This window comes from Branchiibius hedensis, from assembly GCF_900108585.1.
GTDB lineage: Bacteria > Actinomycetota > Actinomycetes > Actinomycetales > Dermatophilaceae > Branchiibius > Branchiibius hedensis.
On record NZ_UESZ01000001.1, the window covers coordinates 3233461 to 3258252 of the forward strand.

The 24792-nt window shown below is 66.5% G+C and carries 24 protein-coding genes and 2 tRNA genes; 17 read left to right on the forward strand and 9 right to left on the reverse strand.

What is annotated here, in order from left to right; all coding sequences use genetic code 11:
* Positions 1–39: 39 nt before the first annotated feature.
* The 3 genes from DR843_RS15685 (at position 40) to trxA (ending at position 3253) form a co-directional block, all read left to right on the forward strand.
* Positions 40–1689, forward strand: coding sequence for a protein kinase family protein (locus DR843_RS15685; RefSeq protein ID WP_109687301.1), 1650 nt, complete (start codon positions 40–42; stop codon positions 1687–1689).
* Between the two features lie 96 nt (positions 1690–1785).
* Positions 1786–2757, forward strand: coding sequence for a thioredoxin-disulfide reductase (gene trxB / locus DR843_RS15690; protein WP_211310262.1), 972 nt, complete (start codon positions 1786–1788; stop codon positions 2755–2757).
* Positions 2758–2926: 169 nt separating this feature from the next.
* Positions 2927–3253 carry a thioredoxin gene (gene trxA, locus DR843_RS15695; protein ID WP_109687305.1) on the forward strand — a complete coding sequence of 109 codons (327 nt, stop codon included), beginning with the start codon at positions 2927–2929 and terminating at the stop codon, positions 3251–3253.
* A gap of 69 nt (positions 3254–3322) precedes the next feature.
* On the opposite strand, the gene DR843_RS15700 is transcribed toward trxA, so the two are convergent.
* The 8 genes from DR843_RS15700 to rpmH form a co-directional block, all read right to left on the reverse strand.
* Positions 3323–4360 (reverse strand): ParB/RepB/Spo0J family partition protein, encoded by a 1038-nt coding sequence (locus tag DR843_RS15700; RefSeq protein ID WP_109687306.1) that lies wholly within the window; start codon positions 4358–4360, stop codon positions 3323–3325.
* 75 nt (positions 4361–4435) lie between these two features.
* Entirely contained in the window at positions 4436–5665 is a 1230-nt protein-coding gene (locus DR843_RS20810) for a ParA family protein (protein WP_281268881.1), read from the reverse strand.
* A 416-nt stretch (positions 5666–6081) separates the two neighbouring features.
* The gene (rsmG, locus tag DR843_RS15710) at positions 6082–6804 is read right to left on the reverse strand and encodes a 16S rRNA (guanine(527)-N(7))-methyltransferase RsmG (RefSeq protein ID WP_109687310.1); all 723 of its coding nucleotides are present in this window, start codon (positions 6802–6804) and stop codon (positions 6082–6084) included.
* Between the two features lie 39 nt (positions 6805–6843).
* The gene (locus DR843_RS15715; protein ID WP_109687312.1) at positions 6844–7449 is read right to left on the reverse strand and encodes a Jag family protein; all 606 of its coding nucleotides are present in this window, start codon (positions 7447–7449) and stop codon (positions 6844–6846) included.
* A gap of 47 nt (positions 7450–7496) precedes the next feature.
* The gene (gene yidC / locus DR843_RS15720) at positions 7497–8504 is read right to left on the reverse strand and encodes a membrane protein insertase YidC (protein WP_109687314.1); all 1008 of its coding nucleotides are present in this window, start codon (positions 8502–8504) and stop codon (positions 7497–7499) included.
* Positions 8505–8569: 65 nt separating this feature from the next.
* The gene (yidD, locus tag DR843_RS15725; protein ID WP_109687316.1) at positions 8570–8908 is read right to left on the reverse strand and encodes a membrane protein insertion efficiency factor YidD; all 339 of its coding nucleotides are present in this window, start codon (positions 8906–8908) and stop codon (positions 8570–8572) included.
* Positions 8905–9300 carry a ribonuclease P protein component gene (gene rnpA, locus DR843_RS15730; RefSeq protein WP_109687318.1) on the reverse strand — a complete coding sequence of 132 codons (396 nt, stop codon included), beginning with the start codon at positions 9298–9300 and terminating at the stop codon, positions 8905–8907. The genes yidD and rnpA overlap by 4 nt, the downstream gene beginning before the upstream one ends.
* 12 nt (positions 9301–9312) lie before the next feature.
* Positions 9313–9450, reverse strand: a complete 138-nt coding sequence (gene rpmH / locus DR843_RS15735; RefSeq protein WP_109687320.1) for a 50S ribosomal protein L34 — start codon at positions 9448–9450, stop codon at positions 9313–9315.
* A gap of 562 nt (positions 9451–10012) precedes the next feature.
* On the opposite strand from rpmH, the gene dnaA reads away from it, so the two are divergent.
* The 9 genes from dnaA to DR843_RS15780 all read left to right on the forward strand — a co-directional run bounded on the left by dnaA (position 10013) and on the right by DR843_RS15780 (position 22543).
* Entirely contained in the window at positions 10013–11494 is a 1482-nt protein-coding gene (dnaA, locus tag DR843_RS15740) for a chromosomal replication initiator protein DnaA (RefSeq protein WP_109689065.1), read from the forward strand.
* Between the two features lie 547 nt (positions 11495–12041).
* Positions 12042–13172, forward strand: coding sequence for a DNA polymerase III subunit beta (gene dnaN / locus DR843_RS15745; protein ID WP_109687321.1), 1131 nt, complete (start codon positions 12042–12044; stop codon positions 13170–13172).
* 35 nt (positions 13173–13207) lie between these two features.
* The gene (gene gnd, locus DR843_RS15750) at positions 13208–14119 is read left to right on the forward strand and encodes a phosphogluconate dehydrogenase (NAD(+)-dependent, decarboxylating) (RefSeq protein ID WP_109687323.1); all 912 of its coding nucleotides are present in this window, start codon (positions 13208–13210) and stop codon (positions 14117–14119) included.
* 28 nt (positions 14120–14147) lie between these two features.
* A complete protein-coding gene (gene recF / locus DR843_RS15755) occupies positions 14148–15311 on the forward strand; it encodes a DNA replication/repair protein RecF (RefSeq protein ID WP_109687325.1) in 1164 nt (387 codons plus the stop codon).
* Positions 15308–15841 (forward strand): DciA family protein, encoded by a 534-nt coding sequence (locus DR843_RS15760; RefSeq protein WP_245934156.1) that lies wholly within the window; start codon positions 15308–15310, stop codon positions 15839–15841. Before recF ends, DR843_RS15760 begins: the two co-directional genes overlap by 4 nt.
* 76 nt (positions 15842–15917) lie before the next feature.
* Positions 15918–16856, forward strand: a complete 939-nt coding sequence (locus DR843_RS15765) for a hypothetical protein (protein WP_109687327.1) — start codon at positions 15918–15920, stop codon at positions 16854–16856.
* A 284-nt stretch (positions 16857–17140) separates the two neighbouring features.
* Entirely contained in the window at positions 17141–19219 is a 2079-nt protein-coding gene (gene gyrB, locus DR843_RS15770; protein ID WP_109687330.1) for a DNA topoisomerase (ATP-hydrolyzing) subunit B, read from the forward strand.
* A 133-nt stretch (positions 19220–19352) separates the two neighbouring features.
* Positions 19353–21971 (forward strand): DNA gyrase subunit A, encoded by a 2619-nt coding sequence (gene gyrA / locus DR843_RS15775; protein ID WP_109687332.1) that lies wholly within the window; start codon positions 19353–19355, stop codon positions 21969–21971.
* Positions 21968–22543 (forward strand): DUF3566 domain-containing protein, encoded by a 576-nt coding sequence (locus DR843_RS15780; protein ID WP_245934157.1) that lies wholly within the window; start codon positions 21968–21970, stop codon positions 22541–22543. Before gyrA ends, DR843_RS15780 begins: the two co-directional genes overlap by 4 nt.
* A 122-nt stretch (positions 22544–22665) precedes the next feature.
* Here the strand turns inward: DR843_RS15780 and DR843_RS15785 are convergent, their stop codons facing one another.
* Complete coding sequence (locus DR843_RS15785) at positions 22666–22953, reverse strand: DUF952 domain-containing protein (protein ID WP_109687334.1); 288 nt, start codon at positions 22951–22953, stop codon at positions 22666–22668.
* A gap of 91 nt (positions 22954–23044) precedes the next feature.
* Here DR843_RS15785 and DR843_RS15790 point away from each other — a divergent pair.
* From DR843_RS15790 to DR843_RS20990, 5 genes are all read left to right on the forward strand, one after another.
* Positions 23045–23118, forward strand: a tRNA-Ile gene (locus DR843_RS15790).
* A 52-nt stretch (positions 23119–23170) separates the two neighbouring features.
* Positions 23171–23296, forward strand: a complete 126-nt coding sequence (locus DR843_RS20400) for a DLW-39 family protein (protein WP_211310263.1) — start codon at positions 23171–23173, stop codon at positions 23294–23296.
* A gap of 34 nt (positions 23297–23330) precedes the next feature.
* Positions 23331–23406, forward strand: a tRNA-Ala gene (locus tag DR843_RS15795).
* A 305-nt stretch (positions 23407–23711) separates the two neighbouring features.
* On the forward strand, positions 23712–24239 hold the full coding sequence (locus DR843_RS15800; protein ID WP_109687336.1) for a helix-turn-helix domain-containing protein: 528 nt from the start codon (positions 23712–23714) through the stop codon (positions 24237–24239).
* Between the two features lie 187 nt (positions 24240–24426).
* Entirely contained in the window at positions 24427–24783 is a 357-nt protein-coding gene (locus tag DR843_RS20990; RefSeq protein WP_483995135.1) for a VapC50 family PIN domain-containing toxin, read from the forward strand.
* Positions 24784–24792: the final 9 nt, after the last annotated feature.

Below are 24792 nucleotides of genomic sequence, written 5' to 3' on the forward strand. Positions count from 1 at the left end.
CACCAAGGCCTCGGACACCGGAATCAGAAGGGCGGCTAGGTGCGCGAGGTGCAGGGCGGCAGCGTATTCGCCGACCGTTACACCACCACCACACTGCTGCGCCGGGCCGACGATCACGAGCTATGGCTCGCGCACGACGCCACCCTTGACCGGGAAGTCACGATCACGCTGTTCGACGCTGACGGACCGGGTTCCGCCGCTGCCGTGGACAGCGCCCGCCGGGCGTCCGCCGTGGAGGATCCGCACCTGGTGCGGGTCCTGGACGTGGGCACCCAGGAGGACCTGGCGTTCATCGTCAGCGAGGCGCTGCATCGCACCGATTCCCTGGCCGCGTTGGCGCAACTCGGCCCGTTGCCGGCCGAGGAGGCTCGCCGCATCATCGGTGAAGCCGCGATCGGCCTGGGCACTGCCGCCGGCCGTGGCCTGCACCACCTGGCGCTGACCCCGCATTCCATCGAACGTTCCCGCTCCGGAGCGGTCTCCGTGCGCGGCCTGGCCATCGAGTCTGCCCTGGCCGGCACCGACGACCTGGACGCCGACGCCGCGTCCCGCGCTGACACGGTCGCCCTCGTTCATTGCCTGTACGCCGCGCTGACCGGTCAGTGGTCCGGTCCCGAAGCCGTCGCCGGACTGCCCGACGCGCAGACGGTCAACGGAGTGCTGCAGCTACCCGGCAAGGTGACCCGCGGCGTACCTTCCGATCTTGATGGTCTGGTCGAGCAGGTCCTGATCGAGGACGCGGGCCCGGCGACGCCGACGGCCCTGGCTCATCAGCTGTCCCCATGGTCCTCCGAGATCGTGCACTCGGTGTCGGGTGACCAAGCCGCCCGTGCCCGCACCGCCGCCGTGTCTGGTTCGGGCGCTGCGGTCGCTGCCCCGATCGACCCCACCGACCCCGACGCGACGATGGTCGGGCGGCGCCCCGAGCTCGAACAGGACGACACGCACACCTTCGACGCTTCGACACTGCGCGTGGCGCAGGCCCCCGAACCGCCCAAGCACCAGGAGGAGTACGCCGATCTGGAGCCGCCGGCGCCGTTGATTCCTGACGTGTACGGCGACCCGGACCGTGCCACGAGCCGGCTGGCTCTGGTCATCGTGGGCGGACTGGTCGTGATCGCGATGATCCTGGGCCTGCTCGGTTTGCGGTCCTTCTTCGACCGCGGTGGTTCAGCGGCTACTCCTTCGCCGAGCGCCACCACGACCACGAGTGCGTCAAAATCCAGCTCACCGACCACCTCTGCTGCGGTCACCGGGAAGCTGCTGACCATCGAAGGCGCCACCAGCTACGACCCCGACGGCGACGGCAACGAGAACAACCAGTTGACGTACCGGGCGATCGACGGCAACAAGTACACCTCGTGGTCGACCCACCCGTACAAACTGGAGACCTTCACCGAGAACGGCAAACACGCCGTGGGGTTGCTGCTGACGCTGGACGGCAGTCAATCGGTCAGTCGCGTCGACATCAACGTCCTGGGTAATCCCACGACCATCCAGGTCTACGTCAGTGACGGCAAGTCGCGCGATGCGCAGGATCTGCTCGGGACGTTGAACAACGGCTCCGGCCAGCAGAGTGTCACCGGAGGTCCGCTGACCGGGAAGTACGTGTTGCTGTGGATCACCAAACTCAGCGCGTACAACGACGTCTTCCGCACCCGGATCGGCGATGTGAAGGTCTACTCCTGACCGTCTGTCACGACGGGAACACACGGGGCCTACGATCGGTTATCCAAGAGGCCGTTTCCGGTGGACGCCGGCCGCCCCGCAGTAGTGGAGAGATACGTGACGCAGCAGGTGCACGACCTGATCATCGTGGGCTCCGGGCCCGCAGGCTATACCGCCGCGGTCTACGCGGCGCGGGCCAACCTCGCCCCCATCGTCTTCGAAGGTTCCGTCACCGCCGGTGGTGCGCTGATGAACACGACCGACGTGGAGAACTTTCCGGGCTTCCCTGAGGGGATCATGGGCCCGGATCTGATGGAGAACATGCGGGCCCAGGCCGAGCGATTCGGCGCCACGCTGATCCGTGACGATGTCGAGGCGCTCGATCTCACCGGTCCCATCAAGGAAGTCACCGACGCCGAGGGCACGGTCTACCAAGCACGGGCCGTGATCCTGGCGATGGGTTCGGCGTACCGCGAGTTGGGGTTGACCGACGAGAAGCGGTTGTCCGGCCACGGTGTTTCCTGGTGTGCGACCTGTGATGGTGCCTTTTTCCGGGACCAGGACATCGCGGTCGTCGGTGGTGGCGACTCCGCCGTCGAGGAGGCCACGTTCCTGTCGAGGTTCGCGCGAAGCGTCACGATGGTGCACCGCCGTGACCAGCTGCGCGCCTCCAAGATCATGGCCGAGCGCGCGCGGAGCAACCCGAAGATCGATTTCGCCTGGAACAGCGAGGTCGCCGCTCTGCACGGTGATCCCAAGCTGAACGCGGTCACGCTGCGCGATGTGGACTCCGGCCAGACCCGCGAGCTGGGGGTGACCGGGCTGTTCGTCGCCATCGGGCACGTCCCGCGCAGCGAACTGGTCGTCGGCCAGGTCGACACTGACGAGGCTGGTTACGTCCTGGTGCAGGGGCGGACCACCGCCACCAACCTGCCCGGTGTGTTTGCGTGCGGTGATCTGGTGGATCACACCTACCGCCAGGCCATCACCGCGGCGGGCAGTGGTTGCGCTGCCAGCCTCGACGCCGAGCGTTTCCTCGCCGGCATCGCCGCCGACGAGCAGTTACCAGAAGCGATCGTTATTTCGTGAATGTCATTGCGCCGCAACTGTTTTCGGTGACAACGAGGTGACCGTCCCGACGCTGCTGTCACCGAGCGTCACCGCTGGGGAATCCCCGCGCACGACCGCTTGTTGTTGCGAACACCAGCACGAGTCCACGACTACCGAGCCCAACCTCCCGCCCCTGAAAGGAACTCCCATGGCTGCCACCAAGGAGACCACCGACGCCACCTTCGATTCCGATGTCCTGAAGTCCGAGAAGCCGGTGCTTGTCGACTTCTGGGCGCCCTGGTGCGGCCCGTGCAAGGCCGTTGCTCCGATCCTGGAGGAGATCGCCGAGGCGAACGCGGACAAGATCGACGTCGTGAAGCTGAACACCGACCTGAACCCCCAGGTGTCGGCGAAGTACGGCATCACCGGCATCCCGACCCTCAACGTCTACGTCGGTGGCGAGGTCGTCAAGTCCATCGTGGGCGCGCTGCCCAAGCCGAAGCTGCTGAAGGAACTGCAACCGTTCCTGGGCTGAATCTGACTCAGCAGAAGGTCCGCACCGAGAACCCGGTGCGGACCTTCTTTCTTTGTCGGCGCTTGCAGATCAGTCCGTGGCCCCGGTGACGCCGAGCTCTGACAGGATCCGGCGCAGATCGTCCTGCCCGGCGAATTCGATCGTCAGCCGACCACGTTTACGCCCCAGGCTGACCGTCACCCGGGTATCAAGACGGTCGCCCAGTGCATTGCCCAACTCCGTCAGCTCGGGGTCATCCGGTGCCGGCTGCGACACCCGCGGGCTGGGAGCCTGGTCAGAGCCCGTGGCCACCACTTCCTCGGTGCCGCGCACCGAGAGCCCCTCGGCGACGATCCGCTGCGCCACCCGTTCCATGGCGGCCGCGTCAGGCAGACCGAGGAGGGCGCGGGCGTGGCCGGCACTCAGAACACCCGCGGCTACTCGGCGCTGCACCAGCGGCGGCAACTTCATCAGCCGGATGGTGTTGGAGACCTGCGGCCGCGATCGACCGATCCGTGCAGCCAACTCCTCCTGGGTGCAGCCGAAGTCTTGCAGCAGCTGCTGATAGGCGGCCGCTTCCTCCAGTGGGTTCAACTGAGCGCGGTGCAGGTTCTCCAGCAGCGCGTCGCGCAACATGAACTCGTCTGCGGTGTCGCGGACGATCGCCGGGATGGTCGTTCGGCCGGCCTCGCGACTGGCACGCCAGCGGCGTTCGCCCATCACCAACTCGTAGGCCGGACCACCGGCCTCGGCCTCCTGGCCGGGCAGCGTGCGCACCACGATCGGCTGCAGGATGCCAATTTCCCGGATGCTGTGCACGAGTTCAGCCAGATCATCCTCATCGAAGACGGTCCGTGGCTGATCCCGGTTGGGGCGGATGCTGTCCAGCGGAAGCTCGGCGAAGGTCGCACCCGGCACCGGCTGGAGTTCCGCGGCCGCGTCACCAGCATCTGTGGGGGTCTCGGTAGCAGTGTCCCCAGCCCGCTCGTGAGGGGCGATGTTTCCCGTGAAACGTTCCTCATCGACGGCGGAGTCGCCATAGAAGACGTCCGTGGGTCGGGAACCCGTCGGTCCAGTGGGGATAAGGGCGCCAAGTCCGCGTCCCAGGCCGCGTCGCTTATCGTTCACGGGTCAAACCTATCTGGGGCCCGCGCAACTCGGTCGTGCGGGCGACCCGGTCATCCGGTTAGTTGATCTTTTCGGTCAGGTCGCGGCGGGTGCGGACCGCAGCGCGAGTTCTTTGGCTGCTTCGAGGTAGGACAGCGCGCCGCTGGACGACGGGTCGTAGGTGAGCACGGTCTGCCCGTAGCTGGGTGCCTCCGAGATCCGCACCGATCGCGGGATCTGGGTACGCAGCACGTTATCGGGGAAGTGCGCGCGGACCTCGTCGGCGACATTGGAGGACAGGTTGGTGCGCCCGTCGTACATGGTCAGCAAGATGGTCGACACTTCCAGGCGAGGATTGAGATGCCGCCGGATCATGCCGATGTTCTTCAGGAGCTGGCTGAGGCCTTCGAGCGCGTAGTACTCGCACTGGATCGGAATGAACACCTCCGCGGCGGCGACGAACGCGTTCACGGTGAGCAATCCCAGACTGGGCGGGCAGTCGATCAGGACGTAGTCGAAGCGATCGTCGTCGCTCATGGTGGCCAGGTGCTCCTCCACCGCCCGCTTGAGTCGCGATTCGCGGGCCACCAGGGCAACCAACTCGATCTCCGCTCCCGCTAGGTCGATCGTCGCCGGCGCACACCACAGCCCCGGAACGTCGGGACACTCCTGTAGGACCTCACCCAGTGGCCGATCATCGGTGATCACGTCGTAGATGCTGGGGACTTCCGCGTGGTGCGGGATCCCTAGCGCGGTACTTGCGTTGCCCTGCGGGTCGATGTCGACGACCAGCACGTTCAGTCCGGATTGGGCCAAGGCAGCGGCCACGTTCACGGTGGTGGTGGTCTTGCCTACCCCGCCCTTCTGATTGGCGATGGTCATCACCCGGGGCGCCGGCGGCCGGGGCACGGCAGTGCGGTTCGCGACGACTCGACGGCGTTGTTCGTCGGCGATCCGGGCCGCCAGCGGAGTGTCCGGGGTGTCTCCTTCGGGCTCCGCGACGTCGGTGGGCTCGGCGACCTTGGCGGGCTGGGCGGGCTCGTCATCGGCCTCGCCGGGGCTCCGCGGCGGAATCTCGGCCGGCTGCCGGCTGGCTGGCTCTGTTTCACGTGAAACGGACGGCAGGCCGTCGTCACCATCCCCCTCGTCGACGTCCCCCTGGTCGCCGTTGGAGTTCTCATCACCATCGGAATCGTCATCGCCGTCAGGACTGTCATCGTCGTCGGGGTCACTCTCGGCGCTATCGGCGCTTCCCGTGTCGGCGCTGCCCGTGTCTGGGCTGCCACCATCGGGGCTGCCCCCATCGGCCGACGACGAGTGCGCCACGCTCGAGCTAGGGACGCGATCACTCGAGCTGGGCACGGCAAGGGACAAACCATCACCCTGCCGGGCTGTCACCGATCCAGTCCCCGCTGGCGCTACCGGAGGGGATGGGAGCGTCCGTCCGATCACGGTGCGCGGTTCGGGGCTCGGCGGCCGCCATCCCACCGCGACGGCTCGGCCGAACCGGGCCTCGCCGTGCGCGGCTGAACTCGAGTCCGCATCGAGGTGCGTCCCCACGCGGCGTACTGCGCCGGCTGACGGCGCGATCCAGCCAACAGATGTACGTTCCGCAGCCCGCTGCGATGATCGTCCTGGCATTGTTCGATCCTTCCATCCGGACGACTCGCGACCAACCGGGCCCCGGCCGAACTCCTTGATCGGGCGCGCTGGCCGCGCCCGTGGACACCGACCGGCGCGAGTCAGGCCTGGCGGCGCCGGTTCTTCGACCGCTGCTTCTTGCGGCCGGATCCCCGTTTGGCGGCAGTAGCGATCGTGGCCTCATCCCCGAAAACCAGCTCGACCGCGGTCGTCGGGGGGTCGACGACCGCCACGCCACACTGAGTGATACGGGTATCCACCACACCGAGCGCGGTCAGCGAATCCCGTGTCTCAGCCACTTCCTCGTACGCCGTGGCGCCCTTGATCGCGATGACCCGGCCATGCGCAGCCACCAATGGCGCGCACCATCCGGTCAGTCGATCCAATCGCGCCACCGCGCGGGAGGTCACGACCTGCGCCTGCAGGTCGTGGACCGCTTCGGCCCGGTCTCGGCGGACCGTCACATTGGTCAGACCCAGATCCGCAACCACCGTGGACAGCCAGGTGCTTCGCCGTAGCAGCGGCTCGACGAGCGTGACGTCGAGGTCCGGGCGACTGATGCCGAGCACCAACCCCGGTAGGCCGGCGCCCGATCCGACGTCGATGACCGACTCTCCCGGTTCGATGAGCTCACCGAGCACGGCGCAGTTCAGGACGTGCCGGGTCCACAGCGTGTCCCGCTCCCGGGGCCCGATCAGACCGTGGCTGATGGCGCTGGTCGCCAGATGCCCGACGTACTGGCTCATCAACTCGAACTGCTCACCCAGGTAGCTGCGCGCTGCCTCGGGCGCTTCGGGCACCTCGGCGGGTTCGTCGTTGACCATCTCTGCGGATGGTTTCACGTGAAACGTGGCTCCGGCGGGTCAGCCGGGCAGCACGACGACGCGGCGGTTCGGCTCGGCGCCTTCGGATTCCGAACCGAGTCCCTCTTTCAGCACTGCGTCGTGCACTACCTTGCGCTCAAAGGCGCTCATCGGCTCCAGGCGCTGGGGCTGACCCGAACTGCGGACCTGCTCGCACGCCTCGTGGGCCAAGGACTCCAACTGGGTACGCCGAGTCGAGCGGTGGCCCGCGATGTCCAGCATCAACCGGGACCGGTCGCCGGTCTCCGCCTGCACAGCCAATCGGGTCAGCTCCTGCAGTGCCTCGAGCACCTTGCCTCGCGGACCAACCAGACTGCGCGGTGCGCGGCCGTCGTCACTGTCCACGATGGAGATCGCGGCCCGGTCGCCGTCGACGTCGACCTCGATGTCACCGTCCAGGTCGGCAATGTCCAGCAGGGTCTCCAGATAGTCGGCCGCAATCTCGCCGTCGCGCTCCAGACGGGCAGCCTTACCGCCGCCGGCCGGCGACTGCCCGGATTCGTCACCGGTCTCGGCGGTCGTCGTCTCTTCGGACGTAACAGTGTCGACGGACTGCTCCTGCACAGTGGTCTCGTCCGCCGCGGAAGTGGTGTTGATGTCGGTCATGGGACTCCGATCACGGGGTGGGTTCAACGATGAGGGGGCGGTGAGCCCTAGCGTTTCCGCTTCTTGTTGTTCTTCTTGGGTTGCACGCGCTGACCGCCGGCCTTGCCTGCCGCGTTTCCGTCAGCGGTGGCCAGTCCGGGGGTACCCGGTGCCGGCGCCGCGGACTCGCCCTCGGCGATCGTCGCGGACGACACGCCCGGGATGGTGACCTTGGCGATGGACTGTCCTTTGGCGGCGCGGCGCGCTTCCAGGGCCTTCTCGGCGGCCGAACCGGGCGCCGGCATCCGACGGATCGTGTAGAACTGCTGACCCATCGTCCACAGGTTGGTGGTCACCCAGTAGAGCAGCACACCGATCGGGAAGTTCACGCCGGAGATGGCGAAGAACACCGGCATGATGTACATGATCATCTTCTGCTGCTTGGCCATTGGGTTGTCCAAGGCAGCAGCAGGCATGTTCTTGCGCATCAACTGCTGCTGAGTGGTGAACACCGTGGCAGACATGATGATGATCAGGACGACGGCGACGATCTTGGTCGCGGAGTCAGTGGATCCCAGGAAGGTCGACGAGAGTTTCGCCCCGAAGATCGAGGACGACTCGGCCTGACGGGCCAGCTCCTGGGTCAACGGGCCGATGGGTTTCATCGCCCCGGACCCGATCTGACCCAGGTGGTTCAGCACCCGGAAGAGTGCGAAGAAGAACGGCGCCTGCAGCAGGATCGGTAAACAGGAGCTGAACGGGTTGGTGCCTTCCCGCTTGTACAGCTCCATCATTTCCTGGGTCTGCTTCTGCCGAGACTCAGGATCTTTCTTGCCCTTGTACTTGGCCTGGATCTTCTGCATCTCGGGCTGAATCAGCTGCAGCCGGCGCGAGGACTTGATCTGCTTGACGAACAGCGGGATCAGCAAAATACGCAGGACCACCACCAGTCCGACGATGGACAGTGCCCAGGTCCAGCCCGACTCCGGGTTGAGCCCGATCGTCGAGAAGATCTTGTGGAACCCCACCATCACGAAGGCGACGAACCATTCGAGTGGGTAGAGGATCGTGTCCATGCTGTCCTTAACTGCTGCAGGGGCGGGCGGTCACGTGACCGGTCCGCAGGTGAGTGCGGGGTGAGCTACCTGGTTGACGGTACGGCGGTCGGCTCCGGGTGATGACGGCGCTCGGCGTGGCCAGTCGAATCAGCGCCGTGATCGCCCTCTCTGTGCGGAACGTGGTCGACGCCCCCAGGGTTCCAGGGGTTGCACCGCAGCACCCGGCATAGCGTCAGCCAACTCCCACGGATCAGGCCGAAACGGCGCAACGCCGTCACGGCGTACGACGAACAACTCGGGTAGAACCGGCAGGTAGGGGGCGTCATCGGGCTGATCAGGTGCTGGTAGCACCAGATCAGGGCGAGCAGCGGCGCAGTGGTCACGCCGCGCACCACGGCCCGCAGCCGGCCGACACCGGTCACGGCGCGACCAGCGCAGACGACGGCGCGTGGGAGGTGTCGCACAGCCGATCGAGCAACGTGTCGAGCTCGGCGCGCAGACGGCGCGACCCCAGCTCCGAGACGGCGGCGCTGGCCGCCGGAAGAGCACGGATGACGATGTCCTGGCCGTCGCCGACCGCAGCGAGCCTGGCAGCGACGGCGTGTCGCAGAATGCGCTTCACCCGGTTACGGGTGACTGCGTCGCCAACTGCCTTGGACACGACAAAACCGACCCGGGTCGGGCCCGGGTCGGTCATGCTGTGAGTGCGCATCTGCACCACCACCATCGATCCGCTGGCTCGGCGCGTCCCACCTCGTCGAGTCGCCGCCCGGAACTGGTCCGGGGTGCGTAGACGGTGGCGGCGCGCCAGCATGAGCGCAGCAGCTCAGGCAGAGATGCTCGCGCGGCCCTTGCTACGGCGGGCGGACAGGATCGCCCGACCAGCGCGGGTCTGCATGCGGTGCCGGAAACCGTGCTTGCGGGCACGGCGGCGGTTGTTCGGCTGGAAAGTGCGCTTACTCACGTCAATAACTCCGTCGGTGGCGGACCAGGTGGCCCATGGGTGTCACTGCAAACCGCGGACTGCCGCGGAAGTTCTCGGCCCGATCGCTTCTGGACGGGTTATACCGGCGGAACCGGACGCACGCAGGACGCAACAGGCCTCGTCAACTTTACGTTGGTGCATACAACGGGTCAAACCAGCGATGGCGCGGGACAACGGACGGACCGCGCCGCGGCACCGGGTGCTCACCGACAAAGTGCACCAGATCCGGTCTTTCCACCGCAGAACAGGCCACCAAACCGCGGTTAGCCACCGGTTCCCGGTAGCGACACGCCGACGAAGCAAACTTTGTGCCACTCACGGTTGCCGCGGGCGTGACCAGGTTGTTACGGTCGGGTCTTCTAGTCACCGTCCCCCCGCCCGAAGATCGCTTTCCACAGCTGTGCACACTGTTGTGGATAACTTTTGGTGTGCCGTGGACGCGATGGCACGCTGATCGCAACGAGACCTGTTGGGCGCAAAGGGGGCACCGGTGGCTTTGGAGGATTCCGAACCCGATCTGGCTCACATCTGGCACACCGTGATGCTCGACCTGGCTGATTCCGGGATCCCCGCCAAAGAGCGAGGTTTTCTGCAGATCGCACGTCTGGTGGGCGTGCTCGGCGACACCGCGTTGATCGCGGTTCCGTTCGACAACACCAAGACAGCCGTGGAATCCACGCTGGCCGAACCGGTCCGCACCTCGTTGAGCCGGGCAGTGGGGCGGGATCTGACGATCGCGGTGACGGTTGATCAGTCATTGCGCGGCACCGAGAGTTCCGAGACCGCTGAGGATCTGGCCGAGGCGCAGGCAATCGCGGCGGACGACGTCCCGACGTTGACCCTGGTGGACAGTTACACCGAGCAACCGCCTGCCCCGCGCCCGTTCGACTCCGCACCCCCGCAGGGGGCGGCCCAACCGATCAGCCAGCGGCCCAGTACCTCCGGGCACGGACCGGCGATGGTGACCGAGCGGGATGACACCCGGCTGAACCCCAAATACACCTTCGACACGTTCGTGATCGGGGCCGGTAACCGGTTTGCCTGTGCAGCCGCCCAGGCCGTCGCCGAGACACCCGCCCGCTCCTACAACCCGTTGTTCATCTACGGCGATTCGGGACTGGGCAAAACCCACCTGCTGCACGCCATCGGGCACTACGTGCGCTCGTACTACCCACAGTCTCGGGTCCGGTACGTGAACTCCGAGGAGTTCACCAACGACTTCATCAACTCGATCCGCGATGACAAGGCCAGCAGCTTCCAGAAGCGCTACCGCGACAACGTCGACGTCCTCCTGATCGACGATGTGCAGTTCTTGCAGGGCAAGGAGAGCACCCAGGAGGAGTTCTTCCACACGTTCAACGCGCTGCACAACAGCGAGAAGCAGATCGTGTTGACCAGTGACCAGCCGCCCAAGCAGCTCAACGGCCTGGAAGAACGGATGCGGTCCCGCTTCGAATGGGGGCTGACCACCGACGTCAAACCGCCGGACCTGGAGACCCGCATCGCGATCCTGCGCAAAAAGGCGATCACCGACCGCATCGAGATCTCCGACGACGTCCTCAGCCTGATCGCCGACAAGGTGCCCAGCAACATCCGCGAACTCGAAGGGGCGCTGATCCGGGTCGCCGCCTACGGATCGGTCACGCAGAGCCAGGTGGATCCGGCCCTGGCGGCGCACGTGTTGAAGGACCTCGTACCTAGCGCCAGCGCCGGCCAGGTGACCGCCCCACTGATCATGCGCGAGACCGCCCGCTACTTCGGCGTGACCATCGATGAATTGTGCGACGCGTCCCGCTCGCGGACTTTGGTCAACGCCCGCCAGGTCGCGATGTACCTGTGCCGCGAGTTGACGGACCTGTCGCTGCCGAAGATCGGGCAGTACTTCGGCGGCCGCGACCACACCACGGTGATGCACGCCGATCGCAAGATCCGCCAGCTGCTGCCGGAACGACATTCGCTCTATGACCAGATCAGCGAACTGACCCAGATCGTGCGGCGCGCGGCAACCTCCGGCAACTCCTGATCGCTCGCACTCTGAAGGCGTACTTACCGGTACGTCACGTACCGCTATCCCCCGTCTGTGGATAACCCTGTGGAGAACGCGCGTCCCTCGTTATCCACAGATCTGTGCACAAGTATCGCGAAAACGGTGGATAACTGTGCCTTCTGGTGGCCTCGATCCGGGGATTGCCCGTGGACGCCGCACCTGGTCGAGTCCGGACCGGGGAAAGCCGCCCGCACTGTCCCGACGTTATCCACAGCCGCGAACCCGCTGCGACCTGCAACGTTGCGAGTTATCCCCGTGATCCCCAACCGCTACGACAACGACGAGAACTCTCTATCCAGGGTTTCCCGGAACCCCCACCACGATGGGGACTGTGGACGAATGCCAGCACGGAACGCATCGGGCCGCGACCACCCGGACACACCTTGCTGTTGTTGCCGTCATACCGCCGGGCTAGGGTCAGGGGCGGAACGCCCGCAGCCAGTTTTCGGGCGGGCCAATCCGTGGCATTCAAATCCGTGGCATTCAGCAGGGCACTTCAAAAGAAGCAAGGACGGTCTGGTCGGTGAAGCTGCAAGTCGAACGTGACGTTTTGGCGGATGCGGTCACCTGGGCCGTCCGGGGTCTGGCCGCCCGCCCGCCGGTCCCGGTCCTGGCCGGGGTGCTGCTCGAAGCCAGCGACGACGGCCTGACCCTCAGCGCCTTCGATTACGAGGTGTCCGCGAAGGTCACCGTCGCAGCCCATGTCGACGAGCCCGGCACCGCCCTCGTGCACGGCCGGTTGCTGTCGGACATCGCCCGCTCCCTGCCGGACAAGCCGGTGCTGCTGACCTCCGACGGCACCAAGGTCCAGTTGGTCTGTGGTTCAAGCCGGTTCGCGCTGCACGAGATGCCGACCGCGGACTACCCCACCTTGCCGACCGCTCCCGAAGGCAGCGGCTCGATCGACGGCACGGCGTTCACCCAGGCCGTCGCCCAGGTCTCGATCGCGGCCGACCGCGGCGACACCCTGCCGATCCTGACCGGTGTCCGGGTCGAGGTCGACGGTGACAAGGTGACGCTGCTGGCCACTGACCGGTATCGCCTGGCCCAACGTGAACTCAGCTGGAACCCCACGAGCGCGGACGCGGCGTACGTCGCCCTGATCCCGGCCCGGACCTTGTCTGACACCGCCAAGGCGCTCGGCGCGGGCGGCAGCGTCGACGTTGCGTTCGGTTCGGCCGCCGGCGGTGACGGCCTGGTCGGATTCGAAGCCGGTCAGCGGCGCACGACCAGCCGGGTGCTGGACGGCGAATACCCCAAGGTTGCCTCGATCTTCCCGACCACAGTCGACACGGTCGCCGTCGTGCAGACCAGCGCGTTGATCGAGTCGGTCAAGCGGGTCGCCCTGGTCGCCGAGCGCAACACTCCGGTGCGGCTGCGGTTCAGTGAGGGCGTCCTGGCGATCGAGGCGGGACAGGGCGAGGAGGCCCAGGCCAGCGAAGCGCTCGAGGCGACGCTGACCGGTCCGGAGATCGAAACGGCCTTCAACCCGCAGTTCCTGCTCGACGGGCTGCAGGTCCTGGGCACGTCGTACGCCCGGTTGTCCTTCACCCAACCCGGGCGCCCGGCGGTGTTGTCGGGGCAGAATGAAGCTGACGGCGACGCCGACGACAGCTACCGCTACGTGCTGATGCCGGTCCGGTTCGCCAGCTGACGCGGCACCACCACCTCTGACATTCAAGGAGCGCCATGCAGATCGGACTTATCGGCCTGGGCAAGATGGGCGGATTCATGCGGGACCGCATCGTCGCCGCGGGGCATGAGGTCGTCGGGTACGACACCAATCCGCAGGTCAGCGATGTGGCCACGGTCCAGGACTTGGTCACGGCGCTGACCCCGCCTCGCGTGGTCTGGCTGATGGTGCCCGCGGGCCGGATCACCCAGAGCCTGGTCGATGAGCTCGGCGGGCTGCTGGACAAGGGCGACCTGGTCATCGACGGCGGCAACAGCAAGTTCACCGACGACGCCGTCCACGCCGAAGAGCTCGGCAAGAAGGGCATCGAATTCGTCGACTGCGGCGTCTCCGGCGGGGTCTGGGGCAAGACCGAGGGCTACGGCCTGATGGCGGGTGGCTCGGATGAGAACATCGCCCGGGTGATGCCGATCTTCGACGCGCTGCGGCCGGAAGGTCCGCGCGACGAAGGCTTCGTGCACGCCGGTGACGTGGGCGCGGGCCACTACGTGAAGATGGTCCACAACGGCATCGAGTACGGCATGATGCAGGCCTACGCCGAGGGCTACGAACTGCTCGAAGCCAAGGAAATCGTCAAGGACGTCCCGGCCGCGTTCAAGGCCTGGACCCGCGGCACCGTCGTGCGGTCCTGGCTGCAGGAACTCATGGCCGACGCGCTGGCCAAGGACGCCACCCTGGAGGGCATCGAGGGCTTCGTCAACGACTCCGGTGAGGGCCGCTGGACCGTGCAGGAAGCCGTCGAATACGGCGTGCCCATGCCGGTCATCTCCTCCGCGCTCTACCAGCGGTTCTTCTCCCGGCAGGGCACCGCGTCCCCGGCGATGAAGGCGGTCGCCGCGCTGCGCAACGAATTCGGTGGTCACGAAGTGACGAAGAAGGGCGAGAAGCCCATCGTCACCGACCACTGATCCGGTGCGCGTGGTGCACTGAGCGCTGATGTACGTCGCCCACCTGGTGCTGACGGACTTCCGCTCCTACGACCACGTCGACCTAGCGCTGGCCGCCGGGCCAAGTCTGTTCGTGGGCCAGAACGGCCAGGGCAAGACCAACCTGGTCGAAGCCATCGGGTACGTCGCGTCGATGGGTTCCCATCGCGTGGCCAGTGACGGGCCGCTGATCCGGGCGGGCACCGGACAAGCGGTCATCTCCACCGCAGTGGTCCGCGACGGGCGCACCCAGCAGGTCGAGCTCGAGATCAACCCCGGCCGGGCCAACCGGGCCCGGTTGAACGCGCATCCGACCCGGCCGCGGGAAACCCTCGGCACGTTGCGCACCGTGCTGTTCGCCCCCGAGGATCTGGCGCTGGTCAAGGGCGACCCGGAGCAGCGCCGCCGGTTCCTGGACGACCTGCTCGTCGCACGGCAACCGCGCTGGTCAGCGGCCCGCAGCGACTACGACAAGATCCTCAAACAGCGCAACGCCTTGTTGAAATCAGCCCGGACCGCGCCGGATCGCAGCGCCGTCCTGGCGTCATTGCCGGCGTGGAACGAGCATCTGGCGACCGCCGGTGCCCACCTGCTCTACGCGCGACTGCGGTTACTGCGCGATCTGGCACCGCACGTGGCCCAGGCGTACGACCAGGTGAGCGCGGGTGCGGGAGGTGCGCACGCGACCTACCGCAGCAGTCTTGATCCGGACATCGCCGAACCGATTGCGGCCGGGCAGGTGCCGACGGTGGAGGAGCTGACCGCCGCGACCCACGCCCGGTTCGCCCAGGTCGCCCAGGCCGAAGCCGATCGCGGGCTGACCCTGGTCGGGCCGCACCGCGACGACGTCGAACTCGAACTCGGTGATCTGCCGGCCAAGGGCTACGCCAGCCACGGTGAGTCCTGGTCGTTCGCGTTGGCGCTGCGGCTCGCGGCCTACCAACTGCTGCGGCACGATCTGGGGACCGATCCGGTGCTCGTGCTCGACGATGTCTTCGCCGAGTTGGACACCGGCCGCCGCGAGCGCCTGGCTGCTCTGATCGAGGATTGTGAGCAGGTGCTGGTCACCGCGGCGGTCCCGGCCGACATCCCGCAGGGGTTGGTCGGACCGCGCTTCGAGGTGACCCGCGCGGCCGTCAGCGCGATCACGGTGCCGCAGGAGAGTGCTTCGTGAACGACGAAAACGACTCTGCCAGTGAGGAACTGGCCGATGAACCAGACCCTCTGGAGGCGGCGCGGGAGGCGCTGAACCAGGTACGCCGTGCCGCCCGTGACCGTGGTCTGCGGCCCGGGGTGCGTCCCCGGCCGGCGGGCACCCAGCCCGGGGTCGCGCCGCGCCGGGACTCGTTGGAGCCACAACCGCTCGGGGCCGGCATCGAGAAGTTGATCGAGGAGCGGGCCTGGCAGGTCGACGTACAGGCAGGGGCGGTCTTCAGTCGCTGGTCGGACATCGTGGGGCCGGAGGTCGCCAGCCACTGCATCCCGACCACGTTCGAGGATTCGGTGTTGACGGTGCGGGCGGAATCGACGGCCTGGGCCACGCAGCTGCGGCTGCTCAACTCCAGCCTGCTGGGTGCGATCGAGCGGCAGGTGGGGCCGGAGGTCGTCCGCGAACTGCGGATCGTCGGCCCGGGAGCACCGACGTGGAAGCACGGTTATCGCGGAATCACGGGCGGTCGGGGACCCCGGGACACCTACGGCTGACCGGCCTGAGTTGGACCGCAACCCAGGCGAGGTCGCTACCCTGGGGCGTTCGTCGTACCAAGGAGTGTCTCTACCCGTGAGCCCGAACGAACCGAACGACCCCGAACAGACCCGGCCGATTCCCAGTGATTCCGACCCCACGCGGCCGGTGCGATTGCCTGGTCAGGGTGGCGCTGGCGCTGCTGGGGGTGGGTCCGTCGACCGGTCGGAGGACCCGACGGTCAGCGTCCCGCCCGGAGTCGCACCCCACGATCTGCCGGTGCAGAAACCGAAGATCTACGTCGATCCGGCCTACGGGCAGGGCACGGACCCGCAAGCGACCAGGGCCCTGCCGGCGCAGCAATACAACCAGTCCCAGTACGGCGCATCCCAGTACGGGGCATCGCAGTACGGCGGCGCGCCGTACGAGCGCGATCCGTATGAGCAGGCGGCGTACGAGCAGGGTCGCTACGAAGCCGGTCCGGAGGACCCGGTGCGCTCGATCTGGTGGCCGATCGCGGTGATCATGGCCTCGTTGGCGATCGTCGGCGCGGTCGGCGGGTACCTGTGGGCCAGCCGGGACAACAACAGCACCCCCGCGGTGACGAACTCGCTGCTGCCGACGGCGACCGCGACCAGCCCCACGCCGACGCAGACGTCCACCGAGCCGTCACTGGCGCCCACCTCGTCAGAGACCAGCACTTCGCAGTCCCCCACCACGACCTCCTCATCGACGTCCCCGACCACGTCGTCGTCCACCTCGTCAGAGACGAGCACCTCCACCGCAGCGGGCACGTTCCCGGCTGGGGCCAAGGTCTGTGCACCGACGGTCGGCGGGAACGCGCGTGCGTCCTGCGGTTTCGCGACCAACGTGGCGGCTGCGGCGGCCGGTCCGATCAGCGACGGACAGGCCCAGTTCCAGGTCACTGCGCATTCGCCCGCGACCGGCCGGGACTACACGTTGAACTGTGTGCGGACCGACCTGGTGACCTGCTCGACGGACACCGGAGCCGAGGTTTACCTGTTGGTGTCGTGAGTCGTCCGCAGAGCCGCTGAGGACCCCAGGGACGTAGCGGGGATCATTCGGGGATTGGTTCGGCGGTCTGGCTGGGGATTACGTGGGTCTGCAGGCCGGTTCTGATCCAACGCACGGTAGACTGATGGGCGAACAGCGCACTCACCTCGGTGAGGGCGCTGCCCGTCCGTCTGACAGCGGTGAGTCCACCCGCGGCGTACCTGCGATTCCCGGTGCCCGCGAGGAGTCTGTGCCCACGCTGTGCCCGGCGGCCGGGCGATCCGTGGAACAGGAGCAACGAGCTAGTGGCCGACGCGACCAACCCCCAGCCCGACAGCGAGCAGGACCCGCAGGAGAGCCTTCGTAGTCCCGACACCTCGACCGACGCGGTGTACGACGCCAGCGCGATCCAGGTCCTCGAGGGCCTGGAAGCGGTCCGCAAACGGCCGGGTATGTACATCGGATCGACCGGTCCGCGTGGTCTGCACCACCTGATCTGGGAGATCGTGGACAACGCGGTCGACGAACGGCTGGCCGGCTTCGCGACCACGATCGACGTGACCCTGCTGGCTGATGGTGGGGTGCGGGTCATTGACGACGGCCGCGGTATCCCCACCGGCATCCACCCGACCGAAGGCGTCTCGACCGTGGAGGTCGTGCTCACCCAGTTGCACGCTGGCGGCAAGTTCGGCGGCGGCGGTTACAAGGTCTCCGGTGGTCTGCACGGCGTCGGTTCGTCGGTGGTGAATGCGCTCTCGACGCGGATGACCGCCGAGGTGCGCCAGTTGGGCCAGCGCTTCTTCATCGAGTTCGAGCACGGGGTGCCCAAGGCACCGCTGTCGGTCGTCGGTGAGCTGGGACCGCAGGACCAGACGGGTACGACGATCACCTGGTGGGCCGACCCCGACATCTTCGAGTCGGTGGACTACGACTTCGAGACGATCCGGGCCCGCTTCCAGCAGACCGCCTTCCTGAACAAGGGTCTGACGATCACGCTGACCGATGAGCGGGAGCAGGAGATCGACGAGGCCGCGGTCGAGGAAGCGGCCGCCGAGGGCACCACGGTCGAGGAGGCCTCCCCCAAGACCGTCACCTACCGCTATGACGACGGCCTGTTGGACTACGTGAAGTACCTCAACTCCTCCAAGCGCAACGAACCGGTGCACGACAACGTCATCGCGTTCGAGGCGGAGGACACCGAGCGGTTGCTGTCGGTCGAGATCGCGATGCAGTGGACCACCGCGTACTCCGAGTCGGTGCACACCTACGCCAACACGGTGAACACCCACGAGGGCGGCACCCACGAAGAAGGCTTCCGGGCGGCGATGACCTCGCTGATCAACAAGTTCGCCCGGGACAACAAGCTGCTCAAGGAGAAGGACGACAACCTCACCGGTGATGACATCCGGGAAGGGTTGACCGCGGTCATCTCCGTGAAGTTGGGCGAACCGCAGTTCGAAGGTCAGACCAAGACGAAGCTCGGGAACTCAGAGGTCAAGGGGTTCGTGCAGGGCGCCGTACGGGACAACCTCGAACACTGGCTGGCCAGCAACCCGCGCGACGGACGGGCGATCGTCTCCAAGGCGGTCTCGGCGGCGTCGGCTCGGCTCGCAGCGCGCAAGGCGCGGGAGACCGCACGACGCAAGGGGCTCCTGGAAGGCGGCGGGTTGCCCGGCAAGTTGCGCGACTGCCAGTCCAAGGACCCGACGGTCAGTGAGGTCTTCATCGTCGAGGGTGACTCGGCGGGCGGTTCTGCGACCCAGGGTCGCAACCCGTTCAACCAGGCCATCCTGCCGATTCGGGGCAAGATCCTGAACGTCGAGAAGGCCCGGATGGACAAGGTCCTGGCCAACAACGAGGTCCAGGCGCTGATCTCCGGGTTCGGCACCGGCATCGGTGAGGACTTCGACATCGAGAAGGCGCGCTATCACAAGATCGTGCTGATGGCCGACGCCGACGTCGACGGTATGCACATCCGCACGCTGTTGCTGACGCTGCTCTTCCGGTTCATGCGGCCGCTGATCGAGCACGGCTACGTCTACCTGGCGCAGCCGCCGCTGTATCGGATCAAGTGGTCCAACCACGAGCACGAATTCGCCTTCTCCGACAAGGAGCGCGACGGTCTGGTCGAGCTCGGGCAGAGCAAGGGTTGGCGGTTGCCGAAGGACTCCCCGATCCAGCGCTACAAGGGTCTGGGTGAGATGAACTACGAGGAGTTGTGGGAGACCACGATGGACCCCGACACCCGCACGCTGCTGCAGGTGACGATGGACGACGCGGCCGCCGCCGACGAGATCTTCGCGGTGCTGATGGGTGAGGACGTCGAGTCCCGAAGGGGATTCATCCAGCGCAACGCCAAAGACGTTCGGTTCTTGGATATCTGACGAAGGGCGAGGCGGAGGTTGTGGGCGAGCGCAGCGAGCACGCGGCCGGAGCCGGAGCACAAGGAAGATATCCGATCAAACACAGCTATTTGATGCTGACGCTGTCGAAACTGCTTGAAACACAGAGGGATTCATGACTGACGACACCACCGGCGGACCGGACGAACCGACTCCGCCGGAGAACCGCGGGATCGACGAGATCGATCTCAACACCGAGATGCAGCGCAGCTACATCGACTACGCGATGGCGGTCATCGTGTCGCGGGCGCTGCCGGATGTGCGCGACGGCCTGAAGCCGGTGCACCGGCGCATCGTCTATGCGATGTACGACGGTGGGTACCGTCCCGACCGCGGCTACAACAAGTGTTCGCGCGTGGTCGGCGAGGTCATGGGTCAGTACCACCCGCACGGTGATACCGCGATCTACGACGCGATGGTGCGTCTGGTGCAGCCGTGGTCGATGCGCTACCCGCTGATCGACGGCCAGGGCAACTTCGGCTCCCCCGGCAACGACGGTGCCGCTGCGCCGCGATACACCGAGTGCCGGATGGCCCCGCTGGCCATGGAACTGGTGCGCGACATCCACGAGAACACCGTGGACTTCGAACCGAACTACGACGGCAAGACGCTGCAGCCGACGGTGTTGCCGGCCCGCTTCCCGAACCTGCTGGTCAACGGTTCCTCGGGCATCGCGGTCGGGATGGCCACCCAGATCCCGCCGCACAACCTGCGGGAGGTCGCCGACGCGGCGCAGTGGCTCTTGGAGCACCCGGAGGCCTCGCGCGAGGAGCTGCTGGACGCCGTACTGGAACGGATCCCCGGACCGGACTTCCCCACGGGCGCCCTGATCATGGGCCGCAAGGGGATCGAGGAGGCGTACCGGACCGGGCGCGGCTCGATCGTGATGCGCGCGGTCGTCAACGTCGAGGAGATCCAGGGCCGGCAGTGCCTGGTGGTCACCGAGCTGCCCTACCAGGTCAACCCGGACACCCTCGCGGAGAAGATCGCCGGGCTGGTGCGTGACGGCAAGGTCGCAGGGATCGCCGACCTGCGCGATGAGACCTCAGGGCGCACCGGCCAGCGCCTGGTCATTGTGCTCAAGCGCGACGCTGTGGCCAAGGTCGTGCTGAACAACCTGTACAAGCACACCGGTCTGCAGCAGAACTTCGGTGCCAACATGCTGGCGCTGGTCGACGGGGTGCCGCGCACGCTGCCGGTGTCGGCGTTCATCCGCTACTGGGTCGAGCACCAGATCGACGTCATCGTGCGGCGCACCCAGTTCCGCCTCGACAAGGCCGAGCAGGACATCCACATCCTGCGCGGTTACCTCAAGGCGCTGGACATGCTCGACGAGGTCATCGCGCTGATCCGGCGCTCGCCGTCGGCGGACGAGGCCCGGGTCGGGTTGATGGAGTTGCTGGACGTCGATGACATCCAAGCGCGCGCGATCCTCGACCTGCAGTTGCGGCGCCTGGCCGCGCTGGAGCGGCAGCGGATCCTGGAGCAGCACGACGAGCTGCAGCGGCTGATCGATGACTACAAGGACATCCTGGCCAAGCCGGAGCGGCAGCGGACCATCGTCAGTGAAGAGCTGACCGAGATCGTCGACCGGTACGGCGATGACCGGCGCAGCCAGATCGTGCCCTACGACGGCGACATGTCGATGGAGGACCTGATCCCCGAGGAGGACGTGGTCGTCACGATCACCCGCGGGGGGTACGCCAAGCGCACCAAGGTGTCGGAGTACCGCGCCCAACGTCGTGGTGGCAAGGGTGTTCGCGGTGCGTCGTTGCGCGGCGACGACGTGGTGTCGCACTTCTTCATCACCTCCACCCACCAGTGGCTGCTCTTCTTCACCAACGGCGGCCGGGTCTACCGGGCCAAGGCGTACGAGTTGCCGGAGGCGGCGCGCGACGCGAAGGGTCAGCACGTCGCGAACCTGCTGGCCTTCCAACCGGGTGAGGAGATCGCCCAGGTGATGGCGCTGCAGGACTACGACGCGGCGCCGTACCTGCTGCTGGCTACCCGTAACGGGCTGGTCAAGAAGACCCGGCTGGCCGAGTACGACTCGCCGCGTTCCGGCGGACTCATCGCGGTGAATCTGCGCGATGGGGACGAGCTGGTCGGCGCGGCGCTCGCGGGGCCCGCGGACGACGTACTCCTGGTGTCGCGCAAGGGTCAGTCGGTGCGTTTCCGCGCCACCGATGAGGCGCTGCGACCGATGGGCCGCTCGACCTCGGGGGTGACGGGGATGAAGTTCCGGTCCGGGGACCACCTGCTCGCGATGAGTGTGATCTCCGAGGGCACCGACCCGGACGTGTTCGTGGTCTTCGAGAACGGATTGGCCAAACGTACGGCGAGCTCGGACTACCCGACCAAGGGCCGGGCCACGCTCGGGGTCAAGGTTGCCAACTTCTCCGAGCGCGGCGGTGACCTGGTCGGGGCGCTGACCGTCGACGAGGGCGATGAGGTCCTCGTAGTGATGGAGAAGGGCAAGATCGTGCGCTCCCGCGTCGATGAGGTACGCCGGACCGGGCGCTCGACGCAGGGCGTCCAGTTCGCGACGCCGGACAAGGGCGACGCGATCGTCGCTGTGGCTCGCAACGTGGAGGCCGAGGACGAGGCGGCTCCTCCGGCGGACGGTTCGACGCCTCCCGTAGCTTCTCCAGGGGATCTGGACGTGGATGCCGTACCGTCGGATGAGGCGACTTCCGCCGAGACCGACACCGACGAATCCGGAGACGACGAGTGAGCCAGTCCGACGGCCCCAACGCCGGGGCAACCGCAGCCCGGTTGCCCGGTAGCGCGCAGCGATCGGCGGCACCGTCCCGTCCCGCTGGCGCTCCTGGCCGCCCGGCTTCCCCGGCTTCTCCTGCGGCAGCGCGGGGACGGCAGCCGGCTTCTCGCTCCGGCCGACCGGCCGGGGTTCGTGCGGGTGCGCAGGCTCGGCCCGCCCGGGCGACCCCGCGTCGGGTGCGGCTGTCGGTGTCGCGGGTCGACCCGTGGTCGGTGATGAAGATTTCGTTCCTGCTGTCGGTGGCGTTCGCCATTGCCAGCGTGGTCGCGGTCGCGTTGTTGTGGATCGTGCTGGCCGGGATGGGGGTCTTCTCCGACCTGAACGACTTGCTGCGCTCGCTGGACAAGCAAGGCTCGACGTTCGACCTGATGGATTACATCGGCTTCGGCAAGGTCGTCTCGTTGGCGGTGGTGATCGGCTTCATCGACATCATCTTGATCACGGCGTTCGCGACGTTGGGAGCGTTCCTCTACAACATCTGTGCGTCGCTAGTCGGCGGGTTGCGGCTGACGCTGTCGGACGACTGACCTTTTCGCCGGCGCGGGCGCACCCTCCCTCCCGGCGGAACTTTGGAAGCCGTTGCACCCTCCCGCTCGCCATTTCGGTGCAGCCGCTTCCAAACCCTGCCGGGTAAGCCCCCTCCGCGTCGCTACTGCTCGTAGGGGGTGGCTTCCACGACGTCTTCGAGGGTGAGCGCGGCGTAGATGTGCGGGAAGTCGTTCTCCCACTCCACGTGCTTGGCTAGCTCGTCGGCGTCGAGGGTGACGAGGACCAGGCCGGTCTCGCCGTTGAAGAAGCGGTCGATCGTGCCGGGCACCTGCTCGCGCGTCGAGCAGTGGACGAAGCCGTCGGCCTGGTCCAGCGGCGTACCTTCGAAGGTTCCCTCGACCTGCCACTGCTTCCACTCGGCGGGACGCAGGATCTTGTAGATGAGCATGCGGTCGATCCTGGCATCCTCGTTTTGGTTGGTACGGCGCGGGTGGGGTAATCTCGACCGGGCTTCCGGGAGTGTCGGGAGTCTTGTGTGAGGGCCTATAGCTCAGTCGGTTAGAGCGCTTCCCTGATAAGGAAGAGGTCAGAGGTTCAAGTCCTCTTAGGCCCACGTTTTGCACGGTCGTCGTGTTGCTCGCATTGCCCGCCGCTAGGAGATTCTTGTGAAGAAGCTCGTTGTCCTCGCTGGTGTGGCAGCGGCTGCTCTGGCGGTCGTGAAGCGGCAGCAGGCGGCAGCGGCCAAGCCGGGCGTCTGGATCCAGGCGTCGGATCAGCCGCCGGCACGCTGACCGTCACCCTCGCCGGTCGTTCGGCTCGGCGCTCGGGGCCATGGCGCAATTGGTAGCGCACCTGCTTTGCAAGCAGGGGGTTACGGGTTCGAGTCCCGTTGGCTCCACCACACATCACCTCAGGTCAGAGGCATATTCCTCAGGTCATCCACCGCCTGTGAGGCGGTCGCGAAGGGTCGCTGGTGCCAGATCGACCACGGATCTGGCGAAAATCTCGACCCCGAAACGGCCTGACCAGCCGGTTCTCCACGTCAGCGTCCCCTTCGTAGCCGCCGACGTGTTAAGAATTGGCGCGAAACTTAACACGTCGACTGGACGTGTTAAGTCTCCTGACGCGTGAACGCGCGCCTGCGAGCACCAGCTCACACATGTACGGAGCGTTCGAATTTTTCGTTTCGTCGATTAGGGTACTGCCATGAGCACCTCGACCGATTCGCCGCGCGGCGCCCGTAAGGCACAGACGTACCTGCCGGAGCCTGGTGCTCGCGAGGAGATCCTGGACTTCGCGGCATTGATGCACGAGATGGAACTGTTCCTGGCAAAGGATTCGTCGAAGGCAGCTCTCATTGATCCCGAGGGCAAGGCCCGTTCCATCCCGGACGAGATCTTCCGCATCTTGGATCAGGTCACCTCTGCGCTCGCTGCGGGCGAGGGCATCACGATCGTTCCGCAGGGGGTGACCATGACGACGCAACAGGCCGCAGACTTCCTCGGCATCAGCCGCCCGACGTTGGTGCGACTGCTGGAGGCCGGGGACATCGCGTATGACAAGCCCGGACGCCATCGTCGTGTCCGGTTGGAAGACCTGATCGACTACCACAAGAGCTTCCGGGCCGAGCGACGCTCTGCCCTGCGGGAGTTGCAGCGTGCCAATCTCGACTCGAAGGCCCAGGAGGGTCAACCTACCGATGTTCAGCGACTGGCTGAGCTGGACAATAAGTGACCTTTCTCGCCTTCCTCGACACGAACGTGCTCTACGGGGCATTTGCTTGACGACTTCGTCCTTGAACTCGCGCACCGAGGTTGTTTGGCCCGTTGTGGTCCCGAGACGTACTCCTCGAACTGTCGCAGAACCTCATCAGGAATAGTGAAGACCCCGCACTCGTCGCAGAGCGTGTTGGCATCATGGAGTGATACTTCGCCGACGCAATGGTGAGCGGCTACGACAGTCCGGTGCCAACGATGACGAACGACCAGAAGGACCGGCATGTTGTCACAGCTGCTGTCCTTGTTGGCGAGGGGCTGGTGACAATCAAAGACTCCCAGCGGCTTCTGTCCAACTGTTTGACATCAAGGGGTTCACCTTGACGACTTCCTCCCCGACCAACTCGACCTTTACTTACCGCGCGACCACTCTTCGCGCCCTGGTCGAACTTGTCGACGGCTTCGACCCTCCAGCGACAGCCGTTGACGATTTCCTGCGTGCTCTTGCCAGGGCTGGGGTTTCAAAGTTCGCGGACGCTGCCCGACCTGTCGACGACGCTTGAAAACGAGGC